General features: G+C 36.5%; 24 protein-coding genes. All 24 read right to left on the bottom strand.

The window, feature by feature from the left end; translation table 11 throughout:
• Window positions 1–33: 33 nt before the first annotated feature.
• The 24 genes from ACFOY7_RS08475 to ACFOY7_RS08360 all read right to left on the bottom strand — a co-directional run bounded on the left by ACFOY7_RS08475 (window position 34) and on the right by ACFOY7_RS08360 (window position 26,637).
• Window positions 34–690 (bottom strand): hypothetical protein, encoded by a 657-nt coding sequence (locus ACFOY7_RS08475; RefSeq protein ID WP_390251335.1) that lies wholly within the window; start codon window positions 688–690, stop codon window positions 34–36.
• Window positions 687–1,067, bottom strand: coding sequence for a hypothetical protein (locus tag ACFOY7_RS08470; RefSeq protein WP_390251333.1), 381 nt, complete (start codon window positions 1,065–1,067; stop codon window positions 687–689). The genes ACFOY7_RS08475 and ACFOY7_RS08470 overlap by 4 nt, the downstream gene beginning before the upstream one ends.
• Before the next feature lie 133 nt (window positions 1,068–1,200).
• Window positions 1,201–2,682 carry a vWA domain-containing protein gene (locus ACFOY7_RS08465; protein ID WP_390251331.1) on the bottom strand — a complete coding sequence of 494 codons (1,482 nt, stop codon included), beginning with the start codon at window positions 2,680–2,682 and terminating at the stop codon, window positions 1,201–1,203.
• Window positions 2,683–2,777: 95 nt separating this feature from the next.
• Window positions 2,778–3,011 carry a hypothetical protein gene (locus ACFOY7_RS08460; protein WP_390251329.1) on the bottom strand — a complete coding sequence of 78 codons (234 nt, stop codon included), beginning with the start codon at window positions 3,009–3,011 and terminating at the stop codon, window positions 2,778–2,780.
• A 237-nt stretch (window positions 3,012–3,248) separates the two neighbouring features.
• The gene (locus ACFOY7_RS08455) at window positions 3,249–4,187 is read right to left on the bottom strand and encodes a type II secretion system F family protein (protein WP_390251327.1); all 939 of its coding nucleotides are present in this window, start codon (window positions 4,185–4,187) and stop codon (window positions 3,249–3,251) included.
• 4 nt (window positions 4,188–4,191) lie between these two features.
• On the bottom strand, window positions 4,192–5,118 hold the full coding sequence (locus ACFOY7_RS08450) for a type II secretion system F family protein (RefSeq protein WP_390251325.1): 927 nt from the start codon (window positions 5,116–5,118) through the stop codon (window positions 4,192–4,194).
• Complete coding sequence (locus ACFOY7_RS08445; RefSeq protein ID WP_390251323.1) at window positions 5,096–6,466, bottom strand: CpaF family protein; 1,371 nt, start codon at window positions 6,464–6,466, stop codon at window positions 5,096–5,098. Before ACFOY7_RS08445 ends, ACFOY7_RS08450 begins: the two co-directional genes overlap by 23 nt.
• A gap of 13 nt (window positions 6,467–6,479) precedes the next feature.
• Window positions 6,480–7,652, bottom strand: coding sequence for an AAA family ATPase (locus ACFOY7_RS08440; protein WP_390251321.1), 1,173 nt, complete (start codon window positions 7,650–7,652; stop codon window positions 6,480–6,482).
• Between the two features lie 19 nt (window positions 7,653–7,671).
• Entirely contained in the window at window positions 7,672–8,418 is a 747-nt protein-coding gene (cpaB, locus tag ACFOY7_RS08435; protein WP_390251319.1) for a Flp pilus assembly protein CpaB, read from the bottom strand.
• 631 nt (window positions 8,419–9,049) lie between these two features.
• On the bottom strand, window positions 9,050–9,880 hold the full coding sequence (locus tag ACFOY7_RS08430; RefSeq protein WP_390251317.1) for an aldo/keto reductase: 831 nt from the start codon (window positions 9,878–9,880) through the stop codon (window positions 9,050–9,052).
• 108 nt (window positions 9,881–9,988) lie between these two features.
• The gene (locus ACFOY7_RS08425) at window positions 9,989–11,059 is read right to left on the bottom strand and encodes an undecaprenyldiphospho-muramoylpentapeptide beta-N-acetylglucosaminyltransferase (RefSeq protein WP_390252066.1); all 1,071 of its coding nucleotides are present in this window, start codon (window positions 11,057–11,059) and stop codon (window positions 9,989–9,991) included.
• Window positions 11,060–11,301: 242 nt separating this feature from the next.
• Window positions 11,302–12,723, bottom strand: coding sequence for an aldehyde dehydrogenase family protein (locus tag ACFOY7_RS08420; RefSeq protein WP_390251314.1), 1,422 nt, complete (start codon window positions 12,721–12,723; stop codon window positions 11,302–11,304).
• 54 nt (window positions 12,724–12,777) lie between these two features.
• Window positions 12,778–13,326, bottom strand: coding sequence for an LOG family protein (locus tag ACFOY7_RS08415; protein WP_390252065.1), 549 nt, complete (start codon window positions 13,324–13,326; stop codon window positions 12,778–12,780).
• Window positions 13,327–13,420: 94 nt separating this feature from the next.
• Entirely contained in the window at window positions 13,421–14,602 is a 1,182-nt protein-coding gene (locus ACFOY7_RS08410; protein WP_390251312.1) for a NupC/NupG family nucleoside CNT transporter, read from the bottom strand.
• 128 nt (window positions 14,603–14,730) lie between these two features.
• A complete protein-coding gene (locus ACFOY7_RS08405; RefSeq protein WP_390251309.1) occupies window positions 14,731–15,216 on the bottom strand; it encodes a DUF4367 domain-containing protein in 486 nt (161 codons plus the stop codon).
• Between the two features lie 111 nt (window positions 15,217–15,327).
• Window positions 15,328–16,479 carry a sporulation protein YhbH gene (gene yhbH / locus ACFOY7_RS08400; RefSeq protein WP_390251308.1) on the bottom strand — a complete coding sequence of 384 codons (1,152 nt, stop codon included), beginning with the start codon at window positions 16,477–16,479 and terminating at the stop codon, window positions 15,328–15,330.
• The gene (locus tag ACFOY7_RS08395) at window positions 16,476–16,709 is read right to left on the bottom strand and encodes a hypothetical protein (protein WP_390251306.1); all 234 of its coding nucleotides are present in this window, start codon (window positions 16,707–16,709) and stop codon (window positions 16,476–16,478) included. The genes yhbH and ACFOY7_RS08395 overlap by 4 nt, the downstream gene beginning before the upstream one ends.
• 88 nt (window positions 16,710–16,797) lie before the next feature.
• Entirely contained in the window at window positions 16,798–18,069 is a 1,272-nt protein-coding gene (gene odhB / locus ACFOY7_RS08390) for a 2-oxoglutarate dehydrogenase complex dihydrolipoyllysine-residue succinyltransferase (protein ID WP_390251304.1), read from the bottom strand.
• Complete coding sequence (locus ACFOY7_RS08385) at window positions 18,056–20,923, bottom strand: 2-oxoglutarate dehydrogenase E1 component (protein WP_390251302.1); 2,868 nt, start codon at window positions 20,921–20,923, stop codon at window positions 18,056–18,058. The genes odhB and ACFOY7_RS08385 overlap by 14 nt, the downstream gene beginning before the upstream one ends.
• Before the next feature lie 316 nt (window positions 20,924–21,239).
• Window positions 21,240–23,135 (bottom strand): PrkA family serine protein kinase, encoded by a 1,896-nt coding sequence (locus ACFOY7_RS08380; RefSeq protein ID WP_390251300.1) that lies wholly within the window; start codon window positions 23,133–23,135, stop codon window positions 21,240–21,242.
• 336 nt (window positions 23,136–23,471) lie between these two features.
• Window positions 23,472–24,209, bottom strand: coding sequence for an MBL fold metallo-hydrolase (locus ACFOY7_RS08375; protein WP_390252064.1), 738 nt, complete (start codon window positions 24,207–24,209; stop codon window positions 23,472–23,474).
• A 143-nt stretch (window positions 24,210–24,352) separates the two neighbouring features.
• Window positions 24,353–25,117 (bottom strand): urease accessory protein UreD, encoded by a 765-nt coding sequence (locus tag ACFOY7_RS08370; RefSeq protein ID WP_390251298.1) that lies wholly within the window; start codon window positions 25,115–25,117, stop codon window positions 24,353–24,355.
• Window positions 25,118–25,134: 17 nt separating this feature from the next.
• Window positions 25,135–25,830 (bottom strand): urease accessory protein UreF, encoded by a 696-nt coding sequence (locus tag ACFOY7_RS08365; protein ID WP_390251296.1) that lies wholly within the window; start codon window positions 25,828–25,830, stop codon window positions 25,135–25,137.
• A gap of 510 nt (window positions 25,831–26,340) precedes the next feature.
• Entirely contained in the window at window positions 26,341–26,637 is a 297-nt protein-coding gene (locus ACFOY7_RS08360; RefSeq protein WP_390251294.1) for a putative quinol monooxygenase, read from the bottom strand.
• Window positions 26,638–26,655: the final 18 nt, after the last annotated feature.

Below are 26,655 nucleotides of genomic sequence, written 5' to 3'. Positions count from 1 at the left end.
GCTTCCTCCTCTCTGATAACGGTATATTAAAGATTAAAAGGTTTCGCTAGGGAAAAAACTTAAACTTTCTAAAAATTTTATTTCAAGTCCTACCCCAGTATTTTCAATATTTTCAGTAATTCTTCCTAAAAAGCTAGATTCCATATTCTTGTATTCAGCAGAAGTCTCTACTTCTATTCGATTATCACTATTAAAATAAGTAATCGTCGTGTCAGTTTTATTTCCTTTGTTTTTGTCTACCACTTGTTGTACTGCATTTTTCACTGCGGGTTTTGCAGAAATTAAGCTCCGCCGGACTTCAAATTCCAATAAATAGACACTATGAGCTTTTCTTAATGTCAGAATTGCCGAGTTTGATAGAAATTTATCAATCGCCTCATGTTCTGATAAGGATGAATTAGACGATTTCAATAATTCATATTTTTCTCTCAATGGGCAGGCAATGTCTACACCTGCTACATTTCCACAGGCATATTGAAAAGTATTGATTAAATCCAGCATTTCATCATATACAACAGAAGTTGCGGCTAAACTCGCCTGCTCTGCAGATGTGTTGGAACGTTCGGCAACAATATAGATCTTAGCATAGTTAAAAAACAGGAAAATCAATACAACCCCGAAACAGACTATTCCTAAAGTTATAATCGACGCACTGCCTTTTTCATCTTTTAAAATATTTTTCATTTTCATTCTATCATCCTGCTATATGTATAGTGTGGTAACTCGAATAGATCTCGCCAAGAGCTTGGACCAACAAATATGCCGTGTTTTCCTGTAAAATTAACAGTGAAATAATTATCACCCTCATTTTTCACTTGAAAGTCAGAATAGCTTAGTAGACTTGTGGAGGTGAATTTATCCATTACATCTCTTGCTTCTGTTTCACTACCAGTAATCGAGTACACTTTAGCTGATTCATGTACAGCTTTCTGGGCAAGCAGAATAGAATAGCCTGATATGAGCACTTGAACAAATACGACAAATATAATGATAATAAATGGCAACAGACCCATAAATTCGATATTTATGGAGCCTTTTTCATCTTTGATGTATTGTTTTGGTTTCAATGGGATTCCTCCTTTTTCTTTCGATTAATACAATTCAACCAATAAATGAACTAAACAAAAAAAACACTACTTGATTAGCAGAAATCAGTTTTCAAAATAAAGAAATCGATCGTAGGTAAGGGAAAACCCTTAACTAAGACGCTTCCTCATACATTTGTTCGTATTCTTTGTTTATTTTCTCGAGATGCGATTCATAATTTTCTTTTATATCATTCTTTAATTGCTCAAATGCTGTCTCTCTAACTTCATCATAGAAATCTTTTTTTTCATGCATTTTTGTCCACATATAATCAAAGGCATCCCTATTTATATAATCTTCGTCATGATGGAGTTTCCTCAAAACCGCTAGATGATTAGCGAACTCATCTCGCAATATGTAACTCCATTCATTTCTATCTTCTGTAGCTTGTAAACGCTGATCACTCATTTGTTCATAGGCACTCGATCGCTCTCCCTCTTTCCATTCCTTCCACTGTTGAATTAATGCTTCACCTCTTCCCAATGCTTCTTTTAGTTCTTCTTCATTCCCTGCATTTGTATAAATCCCACCTCCCGCTTCGGCAATTTCCCGTAAGTGGGCTTGGCCTTCGATTCCTACATTAAATCCAATCACATTTACTATCGATTCGATATCAGAATCCGCTAACTCCTTGGCAGCAGTTACAGGGTCTCCATCACATGTCTCTGCTCCATCACTGACTACATAGACTAAATTCGTATTATTCTCTCCAGGAAATGCAGAAAAGTCTTCCTTTGCCTGTTCTAGACTTAGGCCTATCGGTGTCCATCCTGTTGGTGCCAATGGATCAATCACATCTTGAATATCATTCACATTGGCTGATTGAAAGTCATAGATTAAATCAGTAGCTTGACATGATTCTTCTTTCGAATGTCCTGTACTTGCTCCTTCATGACCATAAACCCGGACACCGATATTCGCCTCATCCGGAAGGTCGGACGAAAAGTTGTAAATTGAATCTTTAGCCATTTGAAGCATCGATTTTCCATCGACTTCATTCGCCATACTTCCACTCACATCCAGGACAAGCAATACATTGATCTGATCTTTAAATCGAAAACGTTCATCTTCCAACACATCATTACCAAAATGGGTATAATTTAATTCCTCAATGATCTGTCTGGGATCAGGGTAATCTTCTGCAAATAAATAACGAAAAGCACGCCACCATTGATCGAAATAGGCTTCATCTTGTTGTTCTTCCTTAATTGGCGGTAACACTTCCATGACATAGTCTGCCATTTCCTCTTTCTCCATTACCGGTTCAATCCCTCTTCTCGGTCCATTCCCAGCTAGTGGACCAACAGGATAAGCAATGATTTCTTCTAGATTAGTGGGCTCTTCTGGTGCTCGTTCCAGAAGATTTGCTAGAGGATCACTCGACTCTTCCCCCAGTTGTTCATCATCTTGTTTTATTGGAGTTTCTTCCGTTTCATTGACTGGTTCATTATTTACTTCGATTGTTTCTCCTCTTTTATCCTCTTTTGGCTGTTGTGGCTCTTGTTCTGTTTCCTCATTTGTACATCCTATTAGCATAAAGATAAAAACCAAACAAATGATTAACTTTACACTATACAAATGCCTCAATGACTTCATAAGGACTACACCCTCTCGAACTAAAATGATGATGCAATGGTGAAGTTGTTTACCTTTCACCATTGCATTATAATCAGTTTACTATCAAATAAAATTTACCAATCAAATTTAAATAGTTTCTCTACCCCACCAATAATTAATTCAAATATTCCCTCAACGCCACCTTTCCCATCACCTTTATTAAAGAAATTTAATGCTACAATTATAATAACTACTGCTACTGCTGCGATGCCCATAAATTCGACAGCTGTTGAACCTTCTTCATCTTTCTTTAAACGATTTACTGCAGTTTGTCCTTTTACATACAATTGCTGACCTAATTTTGTCATAATAAACTTCCTCCTAAATAATAGATAAATTTTTTAGTTCTAACTATTCCCTAAAACCATAAACATATAGAGACAACAACATTTACAACAACTTAAAAGCTGACAGACAATTTACTTGAATCTAACCACCTCCTTAAATTATAATGAGAAAAGATAAATCTATTCCCTAAAATAGTTTTTATCTAAAGACCAGTGCTGCGATGCCCATACATTTGACAGCTCATGGTCTTTTTTTTATTAGTTAAATGATTCGATTATACCGCTATCTAAAATATCATAAATGATATTTAATAATAGTAATCCACCTATTAGAATAAAAGCTGTTGGCATTACAACAAACGTTGTTACCAGGGTGACTTTTGGTGACGCCTTTGCGGCTAGCTCCTTTACTTTTTCCTTTCTAAGTTGTCTAATCTCTGCTGACTGTATCTCAAAAGTTGTTGCAACAGGTACCCCTAACTCTGCTCCCCGAATCAATGATTTAATTACTGTCTGAAACTCTGGAACATCGGTACGATTGATAAGCTCCAAGTATAATTCTTCCCTAGGTATTCCTAAATTAGCGCGGTGATTAAAGCGGGAAAATTCCTCTTGAATCGGACCTTCAAAATAATTTGAAATTTCTTTGAATGCTTGATCCAGACTCGCGCCTGCTTTTAACGTGACACTGACCATGTCCAGAAAATCCGGTAAAGCATAGCTTAGCTCATCCTGGCGTTTTTTTGCTTTATTTTTAATCCAAATAATTGGACCGAAGAAACCGACAAACGGTAAAATCACAATTAAAAATTGACGGAAAGGAAATCCAATCAAAAATGCGATAATCCCTGAAAAGAAACCTATTAATGTTAAAACTATTTTTAGACCTTGAAATCTTTTTACTGTTAGACTATATGGATGATTGGCTTGGATTAACCATTTTGCGACATCGTCTGTTTCACTGAAGAAATTAAATCGCTCTCCGATTTCAGAGAAGTCATCAGCAAGTGTTAGAATTTTGGCGACGATTTTATGAAATATCGGCTGTTTCTTTTGTTCTTCTTTTCCACCATAGTTTGCTTCTTGCAATCTCGCCTTCACTTCATCTTTCTGACCAAGATAGCGATACCAGGCACTAAGTGAAATCCCAAGTAAAAGAATAGATAGAATGGCAATTATCATTATTAAATCAGTCATATAATTACACCCTTATTTTGGTTACTTTTTGGACAAGGATAAATGAAAATACAGTACCTATAGCGAAGATAATTAAAATAATTATTCCTGGTATTGTAAATAATACTTTAGTAAACTCTTCCATCATCATGTTAATTGCTAGTATCAAAACAATTGGGATGGAAGGAATTATATATGATATAAATTTCTGCTCAGATGTTAAGGTTTTAATCTCCTGCTCTAAGAATTTTCGTTCATCAAGTACCTTTGCCATTTCTTCAAGAGTTTCATGAAGATTTCCACCAGCTTTTTTTTGTGTTAGCAGTGTAACGATAAACAATTTATACTCTCTGCCTTTGATTTTCTTCTGAAACTTAAGTAAAGCATCTTCAAAATCCAAACCCAGGCTAAGCTCATTAGATAACTGTTTGAACTCACTTCTGGAAGGTTCACTTAATTCCCTTGCCACTAACTGAAATCCCTGGCTAAGTGTCATCCCGGACCGTGTCGCATTGGCTAATGTGACACAAACTTCTGATAATTGGTTGTTCAATTTCTCCTGGTATTTATTTCTTCTTATAAGGAAGATTAATTGAGTAATGGCGACAATAGCTATAATCGCAAATATAAAACTCATAGACAGATTAAATTTTAACAGCATATTGAAAACTAAGGTTAAACCTAATCCTCCAACGAATAACATACTGCAAAATTCGGATGGCGTTAGAATGATATTAACTCGCCTAAGCCTTAATTCGAGTTTTTTTCCATAATCTGTTTGGTCAAAACGCTCTCCCCATATTACAATAAAGCTTTTTCTGTTTTGGGTATGCTCAAAATCTACTTTTGTCTTCCCTTTCCATTTTTGCTTGTTCAACCTGTAATCCAGATAACTAAATATTCCCCAAATCCCGAACATTGTTGATATACTAAATAAGACTGATGCTGTCATCTGTATTCACCCCTTCACCTGCCTCAAATAATGAATCTGGAACATCTTGGCCGAATACTTGCAGACGATATTGATTTTTTGGAATAATTCCTGTCGGAGTGAAGAACCCTTGTACTTTTCCATCCATACTTAAACCAGTCCGCTGGTACTTAAATATCTCCTGGAGTTTCACACCTTTTGTCTTAGTATCAACAACCACTTCAGATATCGACATTGTCTTCCGCTGACCATCCTGCAAACGTTCAATTTGGACAATATAATCCAATGCACCAACAATGTATTCCCGGATAATCGAACTTGGCAATTCCATGCCTGCCATCATAATCATCCCTTCCAGACGTCGAACCGCATCTAGAGGTGTGTTGGCGTGAACGGTTGTTAAAGATCCTTCATGTCCTGTATTCATTGCCTGTAACATATCAAATGCCTCTGACCCACGAACCTCACCGACAACAATCCGGTCAGGTCTCATCCTTAGAGCATTTCGAACAAGGTCACGGATGGTGATGGCACCTTTTCCTTCTGTATTTGGCGGGCGTGCTTCTAATCCTACAACATTCGGCCTGTCCAGCTTCAACTCGGCCGAATCCTCGATGGTAATAACCCGCTCACCTGGTGGAATTGAACGTGACAAAGCATTTAATAAAGTGGTTTTCCCACTACCAGTACCTCCGGAAATCAACACATTCATCTTTGCTGCAACAATCGATTGTAAGTAGGACGACATTGCTTCATCCATCGAGTTGAATTCGATAAGGTTGTCCATTGTATAAGGATCTTTCGAAAATTTACGAATCGATACTAATGTTCCATTTAAACTTATCGGAGGAATGACCGCATTAACACGACTTCCGTCTGGAAGCCTTGCATCAACCATTGGTGAACTTTCATCAATTCGTCGTCCAATTGGTGCAACAACTCGGTCGATAATGTGTCTAACATGTCGCTCATCTCTAAATTTCAAATTTGTTTGTGTTAATTGTCCTTTTTTCTCAATATAGACTTCCCCGTGTCCATTGATTAGGATCTCTGTTATTTCTACATCATTCAGTAATGGCTCTAGTGGACCAAAACCAACAGATTCGTCAATAATTCGAGTCAGTAAATGCTCTTTGTCCCGATGAGCGATCACTACTTTCTCTTCGCTCATGAATTGAGTGATAATACGTTCAATTGCTTGCCTCATCTCACCTGGCTTCATACTAGTCAATCGATCAAGGTTTGTTTCATTAAGTAATCTTGCTTTATAATGTTCACTTAATTCCTCGACATAGGGATTATCATAAGCGGAAAAAGTTGGTGTTTCTTCAGGCATTGTTTGCGACGGCTTTTTACTAAATAAACCCATTTCACTTCTCCCCTTACTTTAACTGTGCCAAAACATATTTACGAACTTGCTTGGATAATGCTGGTAACTTTTTCTCTTTTGTTTCTTTTCTTAATGGTTCACCCTTATTAATTAGTGGTTGTACCCCTTTTCGATCTTCCTTAAATTTTGCGACAATGGGGTCAACGATAAATTCTTTCACATCGGATGTCGTCAATTCGCTGCTCCTATCCATCCGGTTTACGATAACTTTCATCCGTCCTTCTGTATCCATTTGCAGACGTTTAAGCAGGTTAATAACTTGCTTATAATTACTTATTGCAGGTGTATCTAAACTTAGTACATAATGGATCACTTCAGACTCTTCTAATGCACTAAAAGTAATCGGATCCATATTTATAGGTAAATCGATCACCACCATATCATAAGCTCTTCTGCATGTCCGAAGTAATCGGACGATATGTTCTTCGGTAATTTTCTCTGCAACTTCTGCATCTCTGGGACTTAATAATAAATCCATTTTTGAATAGGATTCTTTCATTACAACATTGTGAATATGATTTTCATTCAGTTCATCTATAACCGGCAGTAGATCCGCAATAGACCGAGCACTTTCCACCCCCAAATACTTTTCTGCACCACCGTATTGTAAATTCAAATCAATAAATAAAACAGAAGCAGTTGATTCTAATTTCATCGTTTGGGCAAAAAGTGTGGACAACAGCGTCCGTCCAACCCCGCCTTTCCCACTATAAAATGAAATGATCTCTCCTTTTCCTTTCTTCATTGCCTGGCTTGATGGTGATTGGTGAAATTCAGGATTTTGCTGTTCTTTAACAGTAAGCACTATTTTCTCTAACCGTTCCAGAAAATTCGTCAATTCCTCTGGGAAAACAAAGAAATCATTAACACCCAGTCGAATTAAATCACGTAATAATTGGAAATTTGCCTGATAAGATAAATAGATAAATACCGGTGTAGCTGCATCGCCAATCTCATCTTGTGTATACTCAATCAGTTCAAGACTGGATTCATCCTTCTCTCCATCCGTCATTATGATAATTTGCGGAGAAATACGATCAATCTCTTTACGCAACTCAGAGCTTGTAATAGTTTCCAAATGCCCATATACTGGTTGTAGCTCTTCGAGTAATTGATTTTTCAATTGTTTATTATCACAAACCAACAGCATTTTGACTTGCTCCATTTTCGAACCCTCCTCTGCCTTACTCACCATCGCTTTGACTTGATTCTTCTTCTGTCTCTTTTGTTACTTCTTCTGTTACTTCTGTCTCTTTTGTTACTTCTTCTGTTACTTCTTCGATATCTTCCTTCGTGTTCCCTTCATCTTCTGCCATTTCACTTTTGCCATTGGTAGATTTCAGAATATGTATATTGTCCGCATAATGCTGCATATGAATTAATTCTGGTGCCTGTTGCCTGGAAACTTCTAAAGCAACTCCCTCTCCATTGTCAGATGAAATAACTTTTTGAACAAGAACATCGGACATAAATATCTCGGTAACTGGTTCTTCATTAAAACTTTGCGAGACTACAATATCTACACGATCTAAATGCTGCAATTCATCATCAAAGAAAACTTTACTATTATCCTCTAATAACTCAACCAATCGGTTTCCTTCATCCGTAAGTTCTGTAAATGGCCTTAGTATATTCTGTGTAATGAAGTCTCCTTCTTTTAATGGGATAATTGAAACTTGACCTTCAATTTGTTCCATTGAAAGTACATGTGCATCTGTAACATAGCGATTGGGAATTTCTATTGTTGTTATTTGGTCAGCTGAAATGCGTTCCCTTGAATTGATATTCTGTTCTACTACAAATACCTCTGACATCTCACCCAAATCTGCGTTAAGTTCATTTAAATTGTTGTAAAAAAGTAGCCCTGCTAGTATTGCTAGAATAAAAGATAACGTGATAAATATAAGTGCTCTTCTTTTCGATTCAAACATCCGATTTTTATCCCTCTTTCTTTCTATTAACCTTCGTTTTCCATGATAGAACTGTTAATTTTAACCACTTGCGTTTGCTGTAATAATATTACTAAATTTGTAATGATATGATAAGCACTATTGTAAAAAAAGGTAGATTATACCTAAAATGGTTGTTTATATCACGAATTCGAAATAATTTATTATCTTTTCATTTGTTTAAAGCTATCTTTTTTTGTCGATTTATATGATTTACTGACGAAATATAAAGATATGTTTAAAAACTATATAAAGATAATTTTACATTTTCCTCAGGTAATTCGAATGTTCTATTTTCAAGATTAGGTTAATATAACTAATCTGTAATTTAATTTACAAGTTTGAAATATAATTGTAATATTAATGCGAAATATCTTTACAAATAAACTTGCTATTTTTTAATCTAACAACTACTTTATGAGTCTATTTATTTATACTCTTTTAGGATGATAGTCATATTAAAAGGTAATAACTTATTCTTTTCTGAAATAGGTTAAATGAGGATATTAAATAAACTCTTACATTACGCTGATTTATTTTGCAGATTTACTATCTGGATAAAAAATAAACCAGGCAAATGCTAACTTTAGCATTTGCCTGGTTTATTCATATTTTACATCCCATAATCAAATTCATCAGGATGCTTCCCTATTCGCTTTTCCTCATTCATCCCAGCCATTTTAGCCATGTCTTCGTCTGATAATTCAAAATCAAAAATGTTCACATTTTCTTCTTGGCGATGTTTATGTATAGACTTTGGAATAGTAATAATACCGCTTTGATATTGCCATCTTACGATAATTTGTGCCGGTGTTTTCTCATGTTTTTTAGCCAGTTCCTGTAATACGGGATGGTCAAAATAGCTAGCCTTTCCTAGCGGTGCCCATGCTTCTACAAGAATTCCATGTTCTTGACAAAACGTTCTCGTTTCCTCTTGTTGTAACTGTGGATGTAATTCGATTTGGTTAACCATTGGTTTTGTTTTTGCTTCCTTGAATAATTCTTTTAAATGATGAGGCAAAAAGTTGCTTACACCGATCGCTTTCGCTTTCCCTTCTTGATAGATCGCTTCTAATGCTTTCCATGTATCCGTGAATTTCCCTGGTACTGGCCAATGGATTAAATATAAATCAACGTAATCCATCCCAAGACGATCTAAACTTCGGTTTATTGCTGTTTTCGTCTCTTCGAATCCTTGTTCATCATTCCATACTTTTGTTGTAACAAAAATTTTTTCACGTGGGATTCCACTGTCTTTTATCGCTTTCCCCACTCCCTCTTCATTCCCATATAAAGAGGCTGTATCAATATGCCGGTAGCCAATTTCAATTGCAGACCTAACCGCTTGATATACTTCATCGCCTGCTTCTACTTTATAAACGCCTAAACCAATTGCAGGAATTTCTGTCTCATTACTTAATGTTAATGTTGTTGTTAAACTCATTTGAGCATTCCTCCCTACTATCCATACTCCCTATAAAGTATAATAACCTTGGAACATATCAGTTAAACCTATTTTCCAGACCCGATTTCTATGTCTATATAAGAAGCTTTATCTCACTTGATCAATAATTGACTGAATGACCTGCTCTTTAGCTTCACTTGACCGATATTGATTCATTTTTTCCTTTATGTCGATTTTATCCTTTTTCAATTGTAATAATGCTTGATGAAGTGTTTCTGTTGTCAATTGTTCTTCTTCCAGCACATGGGCATAGCCTTGTTTTTCAAATGATTTTGCATTGACAATTTGGTCACCGCGACTTGCTGTTAATGATAAAGGAATCAGTAACATTGGTTTATGTAATGCAAGAAATTCAAAAATAGCATTCGAGCCGGCCCTAGAGCAAACCAGATCCGTTATAGCAAGCAAATCTTTCAATTCATCCTTCACATACTCATATTGCACATACCCGGGACGGTCATAGTTGTCATCATAATTATCCTTACCGCAAATATGAATAACCTGGAAGTCTTTTAGTACATCATCCAGCCCTTCCCGGATAGCTTGATTCATCTTTTTCGAACCTGCACTTCCGCCCATAATTAACAGCACATTTTTTTCTGCATTTAATCCAGTTAATTCATAGCCTTTTTTTCTGTTTCCGGTAAATAATTCTTCCCTGACAACAGCGCCAATATATTCAGACTTTTGTTCGGGCAAGTATTTCATTGTTTCAGGGAATGTGGCAAGCACTTTCTTCGCAAACGGGATGGCTAATTTGTTCGCTAGCCCTGGTGTGTAATCAGATTCATGGATAACAGCTGGCACCCCACGCATTCTTGCTGCAACTAATACAGGTACGGAAACAAAACCACCTTTAGAAAAAATAACTGCTGGCTTCTTTTTTCCAATGATGCGATATGCTTGCAATGTCCCTTTTAATACTTTAAATGGGTCTTTAAAATTCTCCTTAGAAAAATAGCGACGTAACTTCCCTGTTGAGATAGGATGATAAGTTACCCCTTCAATGGCTGTTATTAAATCTTTTTCAATTCCGTTTTTTGATCCAATATAATCGACAGTCCAACCATCTTTTATAAATTCAGGTATGATAGCGAGATTTACCATAACATGTCCTGCCGTTCCACCACCAGTAAATATTATTTGTTTATTTTTCATTAATTTTCTACCCCACTTTTTTTTACGCTTCATTTTAATCGTCCACACCTCTAACCAGACAATGGAAGAACCTTATGTAAACAACTATAGTTACATTGATTATACTTATACCTATTCTAATCACGCAAGTAAGTATGCATGCCTTGAACTTTTTGTCTCATTTCAGGCAGTCTTTCCCATCCATAATAAAAACTCGAAAGACATGTTAAGAAACATTCTTCCGAGCAGTATCTTTGCTCTGTTTATCTTAAGTTCATGACGATTAAACGCTCTTCAGTCATCTCATCCACCGAATATTTTGGTCCCTCTTTCCCATTTCCACTATCCTTCAAACCACCATATGGCATTAAGTCTACACGATATTGGGACCCATCGTTGATCATAAATCCACCGACTTCAACTCGTTTAGCTGCATAGAAAGCTGTATCAATATTTTGGGTGAAAATTCCGGATTGCAAGCCATAATTTGTTGAATTAACCTCATCTATGCAATCATCCAAATGAGAAAACGTAAGGACACTTACCACAGGGGCAAAGATTTCTTCACAAACGACCCTCATGTCCTTTTTTACATTTGTTAACAAAGTAGGTTTGAGTAATGCTCCTTTCCTTTTCCCGCCATAAGCGATTTTGGCACCATCAGCAACGGCTTCTCCGATCCATTGTTCAGCACGTTCTGCTTCACTCTCAGAGATCATCGGACCAACATCTGTTGCTGGATCGGCAGGATCACCAACATTCAACTTCTTTATACTACTGATTAATTTCTCTAGAAATTGTGTTTGAATCGATTCATGAACATAAATTCTCTGCACTGAAATACATACTTGCCCTGCATAGGCAAAGCTTTGAGCGGCTAGTGTTTGAGCTGCATGGTCGAGGTCTGCTTCCTTATCAACAATAACCGGGGAGTTGTTTCCAAGTTCCAGAATCAATCGTTTTAGCCCTGTATCTTGTTTTAACTTTAACCCAGTATGGGCACTTCCTGTAAATGTGTAAAGTTGAATTCGGTCGTCTTTCATCATTTGCTTGCCAACTGTTGAGCCGGACCCGACAACTACTTGCAATAATCCTTTCGGCAAACCTGCTTCTTCTATGATTTCCGCTAATTTTATCGCGGAAATTGGTGTATTACTTGCAGGTTTTAATACGACAGCATTTCCTGCCGCAAGTGCTGGCGCCACTTTATGTGATACTAAATTTAACGGAAAGTTGAATGGACTAATTGCCCCGACAACACCTACTGGTACTTTGATCGTAAATGCCATACGATTTTCAGAACCTGGTGCGGCCTCGACCGGGACACCTTCACCATAAATGCGTTTTGCTTCTTCAGCTGCTAGTTCGAATGTTTGTGCAGAACGTTCAATTTCTGTTCTTGCTTGTTTTAGCGGTTTACCTGCCTCTTGTACAATAATCATCGCTAAGTCCTCTTGATTGTCCAATAGCAGTTGTGAGGTTTTATGTAAGATGGTGTATCGTTCGTATGGTGAGAGTTTGTTTTGTCTGAATGCTCTGGATGCACTTGAAATAGCATCATCAACATCTTGTTCACTTGCTTTGGATACGCTAGCAAAAACAGTCTGTGAGTATTTATTTAATACGTCTAATGTATCCTCTGTCTTACGCCATTTTCCATCTATATATAGTGAGTAGCTTTCCAACTTCTAACACCTCTTTTTCAACTGTTAGTTAACCTATTGCACTGGTCATTTGCTTTACACTTCAAGCTGTTGTTCCAATCGATCTAAAAGGATCGACGATTGTTCTTCCAAAATAGACAGTGGCCGAAATTGCTCTTTTAAAAATCCTTCTGTAACCATATGATCAAGCAATTTTGAAAGTGGTGCATAATAATTATTTACATTCAGTAACCCAATAGGTTTAGAGTGGATGCCGATTTGTGCCCATGTGATAATTTCAAACAATTCTTCAAGTGTGCCGGCACCGCCTGGCATTGCGATAAAGGCATCTGCTAAACTAGCCATTTTTGCTTTTCGCTCATGCATTGTATGAACAGTGTACAGTTGTGTTAATTTCTGATGGGCAATTTCCTTATCACTTAATACAGTTGGAATGACACCAATTACTTTGCCCCCCTCTGCTAACACAGTATCTGCAATCACTCCCATCAAACCAACACTTGAACCACCGTAAATCAATGTAATATCTCGTTTTGCCATTTCCTTCCCTAATTCAACCGTACCCGCTTTATATACGTCAGAATTACCTATACTTGAGCCACAGTAAACAGCAATTGATTGAATCATTCGTTCTCCTCCTTATAACCATCTATTACATTATATACAATTCGATAAAAGATAAAAAGCACAAGCTCATACGAGTTCTTGTGCTTTTATTTTACAGGAAGAGACCTGCCATTGTTGCGGAAAGGATAGAACCAAGTGTTGCACCAATCAATAATTTCAAACCGAACTTTGAAACAGTTGCCCCTTTTTTAGCATCAATGCCTTGAACCGTTCCTGCAATAATACCAATGGAAGAGAAGTTTGCAAAACTAGTTAAGAATACAGAGACAATGCCGACTGTTTTCTCTGATAATGTTCCTACTAATGGTTGTAATTGAGTCATCGCAACAAATTCATTTGTAATAATTTTCGTACCCATAATACCACCTGCTTCAATAAGCTCGCCTGGTGTAATACCCATAAGAAATCCAATTGGATACAGGACATATCCTAAAATTTGTTCTAACGTTATTCCAGCAAAAATGAACTGAATAATAAAATTTACTAAGTTAAGTGCTGCGATAAATGCAATTAACATTGCTCCAACAATTAAAGCAATTCTCCCGCCATCTAAAGCACCATTTCCCATTGCCTCAAAAAGACTGTTAGCTTCCGAAACTTCCTTTACTTCAATTTCGTCATCTGTTGATTTAATGTCAACAGGAGCAATTATCGACGCAACAATGAGTGAACTGAACATATTTAATGGAATGGCAACCAACACATAATCTGCCGGTAACATTTGCATATATGCACCAATAATTGATGCAGATACAGATCCCATTGCCGATGCACTTACGATATATAAACGATTATTATTTAAATAATGAAACTGTGATTTAATGGCAATTAATGCTTCTGATTGACCAAAGAACATACTATTCACGGCATTAAAAGATTCCACTTTTGGCAGTCCAGTAATTTTAGAAATAATAAAGCCAATATATTTTATTATAAATGGTAAAACGCGTAAGTATGTTAAAACAGATAATAGTGTCGAGAAAAATATTATAATAAGCAAAACATTAAAGAAAAAGACCCCTTCTCCTTCAATTCCACCAACAACAAAATTGACACCTTCTGTCCCAAACTCGATTAACTTGTTAAAAATCGCCGAAACTCCGTTAATAATCGCATCACCAATAGGTGTCATAAACATAAACCATGTTGTAACAACTTGGGCAAGTAACATGATTCCTACGCCAAGAAAGTTAATCTTTTTCCTGTCATTACTCATAGCATAGGCGATTGCCAGAACAAGGATAATTGCTAATATCCCTAATATAATTCCCATATAGCTTCCTCCTTCTCTATTATATTTCCATTTATACCCTTCCCTTTTCTTGACGGATATAACCGCATTTCTATTTTTTCACGAACTTACCCATTTTATTATGATTTAATTAATTTTTCAATCATTTATTATGAAGGTTGAAAGGACTCAGCAACTTTTATTAAATCAACCTTAGATAAGGTGTGTTCCCCACTTCTGAATGTTAACTTATAAGTAATTCCATCTTTTTCCCATATTAAGGATTTTGAATAGGGCTGATCACTGTAATAAGCACTATTGCTGTCTGCTAACTCTACTTCTTGATTGGTTGCCGCACTATCTGTTTTGTCTGTATCAAAAATTTGAATGGAAAATATATCATTTTCTGTTGTAAACATCGTAATATCGAACGCCTCTTGCTCTGAGTGAATATCTACAAACCGATCTGTTACAACAATTTCCGCAGAAATAGGGACATATTGAGGCAATTCTGGTGTGAAATGTAATTGTTCCATAGCTGTTTTTACTTCACCTTTTTCATAACTGTGAAATCCATCTGGAATGGCTGCCTGATTGCTGCATCCCATAACCGTTAAACTAAGCATCAAAGACATCATCATCAGTATTTTCCTCATTTTCTTTCCCCCATTCGTCCATATATCATATTAGACGCTTGAACAGTGGAAAAGTTTCACCATTTATCTGCCAATTTTTACTTTTTTCTGCTTTCTTATATAAAAAAAAAGCTACCCTATAGAGTAGCTTTTTTCTTGAAAAAAATGTTTCATTGCATAGAAAACATCTTCTTTATTCCGAAGCACAAATTGCTGGAATTTTGGGTGGTCAATATCTTTAAAAGCTTGGGTTAAGGTGGAGTATCGATTGTATTGATTTACTTCTCCATAGCCAAACATACTTGCATATTCCAGCAACTCATAAACAGCTTCTAGTGACCTTCGATTATCTGATGTTAAATTGTCACCATCCGAGATATGAAAAGGATATATATTGTACCGACTTGCTGGATACTTCTCTTTAATCAACTCTAATGCTTTTCTGTAGGCTGAAGAACAAATTGTTCCACCACTTTCGCCTTTTGTAAAAAAGGACTCTTCATCAACAACTTTAGCTTCTGTATGATGAGCGATAAATTCAACATCTACTGTCTCATATTTTTTTCTCAAAAATCGCATTGTCCAAAAATAAAAACTTCTTGCAACATATTTCTCAAATTGTCCCATACTTCCACTTGTATCCATCATTGCAAGTACTACTGCCTTAGATTCTGGTTTGATCACATTATCCCAGGTCTTATATCGTAAGTCATCCGGGTATATTGGAGTGAAAGATGGATTTCCTTCCAATGCGTTTCTGCGGTAAGAGGCAAGCATCGTTCTTTTTTTGTCAATATTCCCTGTCAGACCTTTTTTTCTAATATCTTTAAACTCTACATCTGTAATGGTAATATTATCTTTCTCTTTCTCTTCTAAATTCGGCAAAGTCAACTCAGAAAAAAATGCTTCTTCAAGGGTTTCAAAGTCGACTTCAGCCTCATAATAATCCACACCTGGCTTATTGCCTGCTTTGTCTCCGCTTTCACTCTTTTTAGACTTCCCGTCTTTCGCGATGACATCACCTACCTTACTGTCACCATTTCCTTGGCCAACATGTTTATTTTTAGACTGGCTGTATCGAATCTTGTACTCATCCAATGAACGAATCGGAATTCTAACAATTTCTTTCCCTCTCGACATAATGATGCTTTCTTCACTAATGATATCGGGCAGACGTTTTTTTATCGCATCCTTTATTTTATCCTGGTGTCTTTTTTGATCATCGTACCCTTTTCTATGGAGGGACCAATCTTCCTCAGCAATTACAAAATTAAAATCAGTCATCCTATCCCCTCCTCTGCTTGTATTATTTTATTGTATGCAAGCAAAGATAAAAAGATAAATAAATGGGCAGAATTTTTACAATTAGATTGATTCACTTGCGGGGCATTTTTGTGATCGAATGAAACAGGCATTTCTCCTTTGCATTGCAAGTTGATATTTTTCCTTGCCGGTATTTCCAACTCTCTGGTTCGTTTTAATGGCATGCTGTTTTCATCGCTGTATATCTTCAAAAAATTTCCCTCACATGTACGAATTATGAGGTAGAGACAAAGAAAACACCCGCCAACATTTTCAATGTCAATGGGTGTTCCTGGTTTATTAGCCTTCTAACAATAAATCGTATGGATCTTCTAGTAATTGTTTAATTCTTACAAGGAATTGTACAGCATCTTTACCATCTACAATTCTATGATCATATGATAGAGCAATATACATCATTGGTCGAACTTCAATAGAATCGTCCGGCATCACAATTGGCCGTTTCTGGATCGTGTGCATTCCTAATATACCGACTTGTGGTGTATTAATGATCGGAGTTGATAGCAATGAACCAAAAATACCACCATTTGTAATGGTAAATGATCCGCCTTGCAAATCTGCAAGCTGTAATTCTTTATTACGAGCTTTCGTACCAAGTCTTGTAATCTCTGACTCTATACCTGCAAAGTCAAGTCTGTCTGCATCACGCACAACTGGTACAACTAATCCATCATCAGTCGAAACAGCAATTCCGATATCATAGTATTTCTTCAAGATAATTTCATTTTCTTGAACCTCTGCATTAATATAAGGGAATTCCTTTAATGCACCGACAACAGCTTTTGTGAAAAATGACATAAAACCAAGCTTCACGCCATGCTTATCTGCAAACTTCTCTTTCCTTTCACTGCGCAGCTTCATTACTGCCGTCATATCCACTTCATTAAATGTTGTAAGCATTGCAGCAGTATGCTGTGCTTCAACTAAGCGATTCGCAATAGTTTGACGTCGGCGAGTCATTTTTTCTCTTTCTACAGGTTTATCAAACTCCTGAGAATTACTAGAACCTTTGGATTTTGAATTAGTTTCTGCTTTTGAATCTTTTTTCTCTGCTTTCGCAGCTTTTGATAGATTCTCTACGTCTTCTGGACGGATACGACCTAAAGGATCACTTGGAACAACCTGCTTCAGATCAATGCCCAGCTCTCTTGCTCGTTTTCTAGCTGCAGGTGATGCTACGACTTTTTGATCTTTCCCTGCAGTTTTAGGTTCTGATTCTTCCACTTTTTCCTGTTTAGCAGCAGACTCAGGTGCCTCTTCTTTTTTCTCTTCTTCTTTAGGTGCCGGCGCTTCGTTCTTACTACCGCTTGCTTCGCCATTTTCATCTATTTTAGCAATGACCTCGCCAACTTCTACGTCATCGCCTGTAACTCTCACTAATTCTGCTACAATACCAGCATAGTCAGCATTTACTTCTACATTTACCTTATCTGTTTCCAGTTCACAGATAGGATCACCTTTTTCGACCGAGTCACCCTCATTCACTAACCATTCCGCAATTGTACCTTCTGTAATAGATTCTGCTAATTCTGGGACCTTAATTTCCTTCATTGGATTCTCCTCCTTCAGACAGCTCTAATGCTCTTTTTACTAGGCGTCTTTGCTCCGCTTTATGGATATGTGGGTCACCTACGGATGGTGATGAGCGCTCGCATCGACCAACATAATGCAATTCAATCGATTTATCTTCCATCATATGGAAAAACAATTCTTTGACAAAATTCCAGCAACCCATATTTCGTGGTTCTTCTTGGACCCAAACTACTTCTTTTAAGTTTGGACATTCTTCTATTACTTTCATTATTTCCTCTTCAGGGAAAGGATAAATCTGCTCTAAACGCATAACATGGATATCTTCATAAGCTTCTAGATTCTCACTCATTTTCTCTTCAATGTCGACCATAACTTTTCCAGTACCAATTACTAAGCGCTTCGCTTTCTTGGAGGACCACGCTAATCCCGGCTGCTGCATCAATGGCTTAAACTTTCCTGAGGTAAACTCATCGATAGTTGACACAACTCGTGGACTTCTTAATAAACTTTTCGGTGTTAGTACAATTAATGGACGAGCTGCTTCACTATCCACTAAAGCCGCTTGACGTCTCATTAAATGGAAAAATTGCGCACTTGATGTTACGTTTGCAACAATCCAGTTATTTTCTGCGGCCATCGTCAAGAAACGTTCCACTCTTGCACTAGAGTGTTCTGGACCTTGGCCTTCATAACCATGCGGCAACAGAATAACCATATTAGAACGTTCATCCCATTTTGCCCTGCCAGAAGAAATAAATTGATCAAAAATAACTTGACCAGCATTGGCAAAATCACCAAACTGTGCTTCCCATATAACTAGTGTCTTTGGTGCTTTTACACTATAGCCATACTCAAATCCCAGCACAGCCGCTTCAGATAACGGGCTGTTATGCACATCAAACGTTGCTTTTGCCTCATCTAATCCATGTAATGGGCAATATGTTTTATTTGTCTCTACATCATGCAGCATTAGATGACGGTGTGCAAATGTTCCACGCTCTGAGTCTTGGCCCGACAGACGAATAGGTATGCCGTCTTGTAAAATAGACGCATATGCTAACGCTTCACCTACTGCCCAATCTGCTTTTAACTCTTTTTCAAATGTACTGTGACGCTTCTGCAGGATTTTTTCAAGTTTTTTGAATGCTTGAAAACCTTCTGGTCGCTGTAGCATGCCCTTATTTAAAGCTAATAATAATTCTTTGGACACAGCTGTTTCTATATCACCTAAACCATTACGCAATGCCTGAGGTACTGGCAATGCTTCCGGGTTTTCATTAACATTTTCAGTCATTTGATCGTAAATACCTTGTAATTTATTAAAAACAGCTTCATTCATTTCTTCTAACGTATTCTCACTAATCACACCTTGCTCTTGAAGACGCTCTGCATAAATAGCGGCACATGTTTTATGTTCATCTATTGCTTTATATAATTTAGGTTGTGTCGCCCTTGGTTCATCCATTTCATTATGACCATAACGACGGTAACCAACCAAATCGATCAATATATCTTTTTCGAATTTATTACGATAGTCATATGCTAATAATGCTGCTGAAATACAAGCTTCCGGATCATCCGCATTTACGTGAATAATTGGCACTTCAAATCCTTTTGCTAAATCACTGGCATATCGGGTGGAACGGCCTTGTTCTTGCCCTGTTGTAAAACCAACCAGGTTATTTGCAATAATATGCAATGAACCACCAGTTTTGTATCCAGGTAAAGCACTTAAGTTAAAGGTTTCTGCTACAACTCCTTCACCAATAAAGGCGGCATCTCCATGAATTAAAATACTGAATGCTTTTTTGGTATCTTGTACCGGCTTGCCTTTTTGAAAACGGAAATCCTGTGCTGCTCTTGTAAAACCTTCCACTACAGGATTAACAAATTCCAGGTGTGAAGGGTTATGTGCCAATGTTATTTTAGTTGGTGATGGTTTTTCTTCGCCAAGCTCACGTTTGGCACCAAAATGATACTTCACATCTCCGGTCCATCCATATGTTATCGCACGTGAACCTGGTGAAGTAGGTATTAATTCCTTATCTGCTGATGGGTGAAATTCAGAAAACAATTTATCATATGGTTTACCTAAGATACTTGTCAATACACTTAGTCGTCCACGGTGCGCCATACCCATCAGTATCTCTTCTGTTTCATCATAGAAAGATTTCTGGACAATGCGGTCAAGTATTGGAACCATCATTTCCAGCCCTTCAATTGAAAATCGCTTTTGTGCGACAAAAGTTTTAGCAAGGAAGTTTTCAAAGCCTTCTACATCTACAATTTTCCCGAGTAATTGTCTTTTCTCTTCATCACTGAAGTTAAAACGATATTCCCCGGATTCAATGTTGCTTTGGAACCAGTGACGTTCATCGTCATTGTGCACATGATCATATTCAAACGATATTGTCCCTGCATATTGTGACATTAAATAATCAACCACATCTTGTGCAGTAGTGATTCCTTCTACTGATCTATCCCAAATCCAATCAGCCGGAATCGCTTCCAAAATCTCTTTGTTGAGTCCGTAATGCTCTGGATCTACTAGAGTTGTGTCACTGGACTTCCCTTCTCCGACTGGGTAAATAGTAGCTTTCAAATGACCATAACGTCTAATAGCCTCAACAAGTTTGATTGCTGAGGTTAAATGTTTTGCACTTATTTGAGACGACAGTCCACTTCCATTTGCGACCTCTTTTGCATCATTACTTGATAATTTTGGAGCTCCATGTTGATCAAACAACTCTTGAAGTGTCGAATCAACAGAATTCCTGTCTTCTAAATAAAGCTCATATTGTTCTTCTAAGTATCCCATATTAGGACCGTAAAATTTTTTCCAGAATATTTCACTGGATCCCTGCTGTATCACGTCTTATACCCCCATTAGAAGTCACTTTCTTCCGCTTAACTTAACTCCCATCCAAATATCTGTAACAATAAATCATTACATCCATAAATATAACCTATTTTACTATGGGAAACAACAGAAAAGTGAGGATTATTTTATATTTTTTCCAATTATTTTTGTTAGAAATAAAACGCTTTAAAAAGCCTTGTTCTTTTCAATAAAAAGTACGTTTTTAATCTTTATTAAGAACATTTTCCCATATCATAATTCCTATTACGGCAGCCAAATATAATCATACATAGGATTCATAAAAAAGACCTCTAAAAATAGAGATCTTTTATCTATTCAATAAACTTCCAACATATCTTAATAAGTCATTGGCTGATTGTGTATTATAGCCATATTCATCTACTAATGTCGCAACAACCTCATTCATCTTTTTTAATTGCTGTTCATCCGGTGTTTTTGTTGATGTGGTAATCTTCACAACATCTTTCAAATCTGCGAACAACTTCTTTTGAATCGCTTCACGTAAACGTTCGTGTGATTGGTAATCAAACTTCTTCCCTTTACGCGCATATGCGGAAATACGAATTAATATTTCCTCTCTAAACGGCTTTTTCGCATTCTCAGAAATACCAATTTGTTCTTCAATCGAACGCATCAGCTTTTCATCTGGCTGCATTTCTTCACCAGTTAGCGGATCTTCCAATTTAGTTTTATTACAAAACGCTTCAACGTTATCAAGATAATTGTTCATAAGTGTTTTTGCAGACTCTTCATAAGAATAAACGAAAGCTTTTTGTACTTCTTTCTTCGCCAGTTCATCATATTCTTTCCTTGCAACAGAAATAAAATCAAGGTAATCTTCTTTTTGCTCTTTCGTTATAGAAGGATGATCGTCTAAACCATCTTTCAATGAACGTAATACATCTAAAGCATTTATCGCTTGCATCTCTTTACGAATAATAGTTGATGAAATGCGATTAATGACATAACGAGGATCAATTCCTGACATTCCCTCATCTGAGAATTCTTTTTTCAGTGCAACAACATCTTGATCACTAAATCCTTCTACATCTTGATCATTATACAGATATAATTTTTTCAATAAGCTTATATTACTTTGTTTCGAATCTTTTAATCTCGTTAAAATTGTAAACATTGCAGCAATTTTTAAGGTGTGTGGCGCAATATGAACATCTTTCATATCACTCTCTTCAATCATTTTGCGATAAATGCGTTCCTCTTCATCTACTTTCAGATTGTAAGGAATCGGCATAACAATCATTCTTGAATGGAGTGCTTCGTTTTTCTTATTGGAAATAAAAGAGCGGTATTCTGTTTCATTTGTATGTGCGACAATCATCTCATCTGCTGATATTAAAGCAAACCTTCCTGCTTTAAAATTCCCTTCTTGTGTCAAGGAAAGTAAGTGCCACAGAAATTTCTCATCACATTTCAACATCTCTTGAAATTCCATTAGTCCTCGATTCGCTTTATTTAATTCCCCATCAAACCGGTAAGCACGAGGATCAGACTCCGATCCGTATGTCGCAATTGTAGAAAAATCGATCGAACCAGTTAAGTCTGCGATATCTTGAGATTTCGGATCAGATGGGCTAAATGTCCCTATTCCGACTCGTTTGTCTTCTGAGAAGAATATCCTTTCAACCATAACATCCTCAATTTTCCCATGATAGTCTTCTTCTAATCGAAGCTGGTTTAATGGTGACAAGTTCCCCTCAATTTTTATCTTGTATTCATCCTCAAAGTCTGCGCGTAAATGTTGTGGAATGAGATGCAATGGATTTTCATGCATTGGACAATTTTTTATTGCAAAAACCGCCCCCCGGTCTGTTAATGTATATTTCTCGAGACCCCTTTTGAGCATTGTTACTAACGTGGATTTACCACCACTAACAGGACCCATAAGCAATAAAATTCTTTTCTTTACATCTAGTCTTCTTGCCGCAGGATGAAAATACTCTTCGACAAGCTTCTCCAAAGCCTCTTCCAATCCAAATAATTGTCCACTAAAGAAATTATATTTCCTCACACCATCTGTATCCTCTATTCCTTCATCCTTAATCATTTGATAAATTCGGGAATGCGCCGATTGTGCTAAATATGGACGTTCTTTTACTAAATCTAAATACTCCGCAAATGTTCCTTCCCACTTTAAAGCATCTTGTTTTTCGCGGTAGTGCTGAACTTTTCTTAATATATCCATGAGATAACCTCCCAATAGCGAACGAGATTTTCGTATGCTTTCTCTATATGTATGTAAATCATTAATAAAAAATGATTCAGAATTTGCTATTGGGCTAAAGATAAAATTTAGAACAGAACTTCACAAATAGAGTGACATTCGTTATAATAAATAAAAGCATGTAATCGGCAATTACTTATAAGGGGGATCATTCATGGGCATTGCATTAGTTATTGGTGTATGTATAACATTTTTCGCAGCAATTTTCGCTTCAGGTTACGAATCTAAATAAGTAAAAGAAGAAAAGCGAGTGATTATTATCCACTCGCTTTTCTTTATCTTTCGTTATGTACTTTTTTATACGACTTCATACGAATTTCCTGCTTCGGCCAGCTCAGCTTCTCCCCCAAAATGGTTCTTTGCTTCCTGTAATAGATCTTCTAAGTTACCAAAGTGGGGCAGGTGTGTAAGAATCATTCTTTTGACATCAGCCTTTTCTGCAAGTTTCCCAGCTTGTCTCCCACTCATGTGTCCTGAAATTTGCCCTTCAAGATTTCTGTATAAATTGGCTTCACAAATGAATATATCCGCATCTTGAGCAAAAGAAACCAATTCATTTTTCCAGCCGGAATCCGCTGTAAACACAATCCTCTTTCCACTCGCCTCTAACCTTACTGCTAAGCAATAAGCTGGATGATTTGTTCTTAATGTATGTACGGTGAAGGGGCCTATCTTTAATTTTTCATCTTCTGTTAAAGCAATTCCTTTGGTATGTTGTTGAAAAGTTAATTGATCAAAAGCTTGTTTATCCTGGTTATGTGCGTAAATTGGCAGTAATTTATCCGTTTCATTTAATTGGTTCTGGATTAATTTTGCATACTGTAATGGACCGATATCTGCAATATGGTCATGATGATAATGGGATAGGATAACTGCATCCAATTCTTGAACGGATAAATAATTTTGTAAGGAAGCTAATACCCCGCTGCCGCAATCAAACAATAAACGAAATCCCATATGTTCAACTAAAAAGGAAGATGTAGCACTGTTTGCTTTCGGATAGCCACCCCAAATTCCAAGAGCAGTCACTTTCATTCTCAAACTTGGCCTCCTTTTTCTAACTCTATCTCCTACTACTTATTCACTATTAACCTTACCATGATTAAATAATACAACTAAAAGCTGTCAAAAACACATGGTAGCCTGACATAAAATTCCGTTTCAGCGGCTTCTCTTTTCTATACTCGCCATTTACGTACTTCGGTAATCTTCTGGTCAAAAAATGTCATTACATCTTCGACTTCCTGCCGTAATAACTTTATATCTTTGGACAACCAGCGAATCAGGAGCCCTTTTCCATCTAAATCGGTCATACCTGCACGATGATGTTTTGCTTGAGATAATCTTTGCTGTACATCCCATTCGTCAAATGGGAATTTCTCTGCAATATACCAGATGGAAGCTGTGTATTCAAAATCCTCAATCATCCCATGATGATGAATTAAGTCATTTGTTGATGAAAATGTTAATGGATCAAATGCTACGCATTCTTCATCCACCCAAATTTCCATTAATGAGGAATAAAAGAAATCCTGCTTCTTTGAAAGATGCGTAATCTCCGCCCAGAGAAACTCCCCGTCCCCTTCTAACGATACTTTAATCTGTTGTGTGAAATTAGAATCGGGGTTAAGAATGATTTCCTGATTGTTCCACATAAGTAATGCTTCTTCTTCAATATGAAGAGAAATATGCTGTGAATGTTTCTGTTTATGTTCTAACTGTATTGGTTCTTCAGTAGAAATTGCAGTATTAGAACCTTTCATCACAATAAATTCTAGTTCTACAGGTTCCTTTTCCCCTAGTTTATTTAGACCTGTTACATGATAGTTTGTGAATACCCGATGAGTTTGGTCTGTCTTTTCCAGTTTCAAAGGATCCGTTCCACTGTATTCGATTAGGTTTACTTTTTGAAACCTTCCCTTTAATTTACTTATTGAATTCACCCATGCACCTCCCCATATTATAGAAAAAGTTTCGATAATAAGTACTTATGTTGCATTGCAGAAATTTCTAACCCTACTGCAGCATTGATCGAATCTTTAAACTCTAGATCGATGGCAGTGTTCGTTGTCTCATTTATTTCTTCAAGTAATTCAAAAATAACCATTTCGCCATCTTTAGGTGCCAATGGAATCACACGAGTTGCATGCTCAACAAGATTGGTTAAAGCAACGTATAAATATGACTGAATTGTCAAAAAGAGATCAAATTCGTTTTCATATGCATATATACTATAAACAAATAAATAATGATTTAAATGTTTCTTTTCCTTAATTATCTTCGCCCATTTTTCAAGGAGCGGTGATTTGATAATGGACTGCATTCGTTCTAAGAGACGATTCCCTGCTTGTCTGCTTGATTTTTTCATTTCTAACACGTTTTTTCTTGCATTATAAATACTTGATAAGTAGATGATCCTATTCCAATCTTGCTTTCTTAATCCAAGGAAAATTTCCTTTATAATAATTGCATCATTATATAATAGATAGTTACCTGTATAACTTTTACAAAAGGATGCTAAATCTTCTTTTGAATTGATTTGCTTGGATCGGATATACATTTCCATTCCAATAGCATGTGCTACTTGGCTTTTTAAAAAAGATGAATGGTGTATATGTGATAATTGCAATAAATTATTCGAATTTCCTAGACTCATCCAATCCCCCCACTTCCATGTTATTATATCATAGCAATATGGGCAGAATTTATGATAACTTTCGATAGGTTTATTGCTGATTCTAGATAAAGAAATATCTGCATCAATAACTTTTGCTATCAATGCAGAAAGATCTTATACCGCCACTGTATGTTCCAATAGAGATTTTTTCATATATTTCTTTAGTAAAGTAGCCTCTAACCCAATAATATATTGCCTATCCTAATAATACCTTAGACCATGCGATCCTTAGCTACAATCAAAGTACTGCCAAATAATGCTTCACAAACATCTTCTCATTAGAGATGGTATATATAGCAGCATAAAAGAGAACCAATAATTCGCTTATCAGCCGTAATATAAAATGGCGTATGGAGGGTACTAACATTTCTGACTAATCGTTCGCATTAAATATCGTTTAACGTAACATAAAAGAAAAAAAGGAGAAAACAGCACTTGCTATTTTCTCCTTTCCACCGAACAACAATTATTTTTTTAGATAGTTCATTATTAAAAATCCCCTATAGCATAAAACTTCTCGACATGTAAAGGTTCTAAAAGAGCGTTGTGGGTGTAATCTATAAACTGGGTAAGATGTGAAGTTCGTTTATGTGCTTCTATAGCTTCTTCTCCCATCCATTTTTCAATCATAATAAATAAATTCGCTTGGTTAACATCCTGGTATAGAGAATAACTAATATTGCCTTTTTCTTCTTGAGATGCTTTTATTAAAAAATTTATATTCTCTCTGAAATCGTTTAAATACAGCGGATCTACTTGCATCCGAGCAATTATAACTATCATCATTTCACACTCTCTTTTTTT

This window comes from Gracilibacillus xinjiangensis, from assembly GCF_042651765.1.
Lineage (GTDB): Bacteria > Bacillota > Bacilli > Bacillales > Amphibacillaceae > Gracilibacillus > Gracilibacillus xinjiangensis.
The sequence above is the reverse complement of the archived record's forward strand: the minus strand, read 5'-3'. Positions and strand labels throughout refer to the sequence as shown.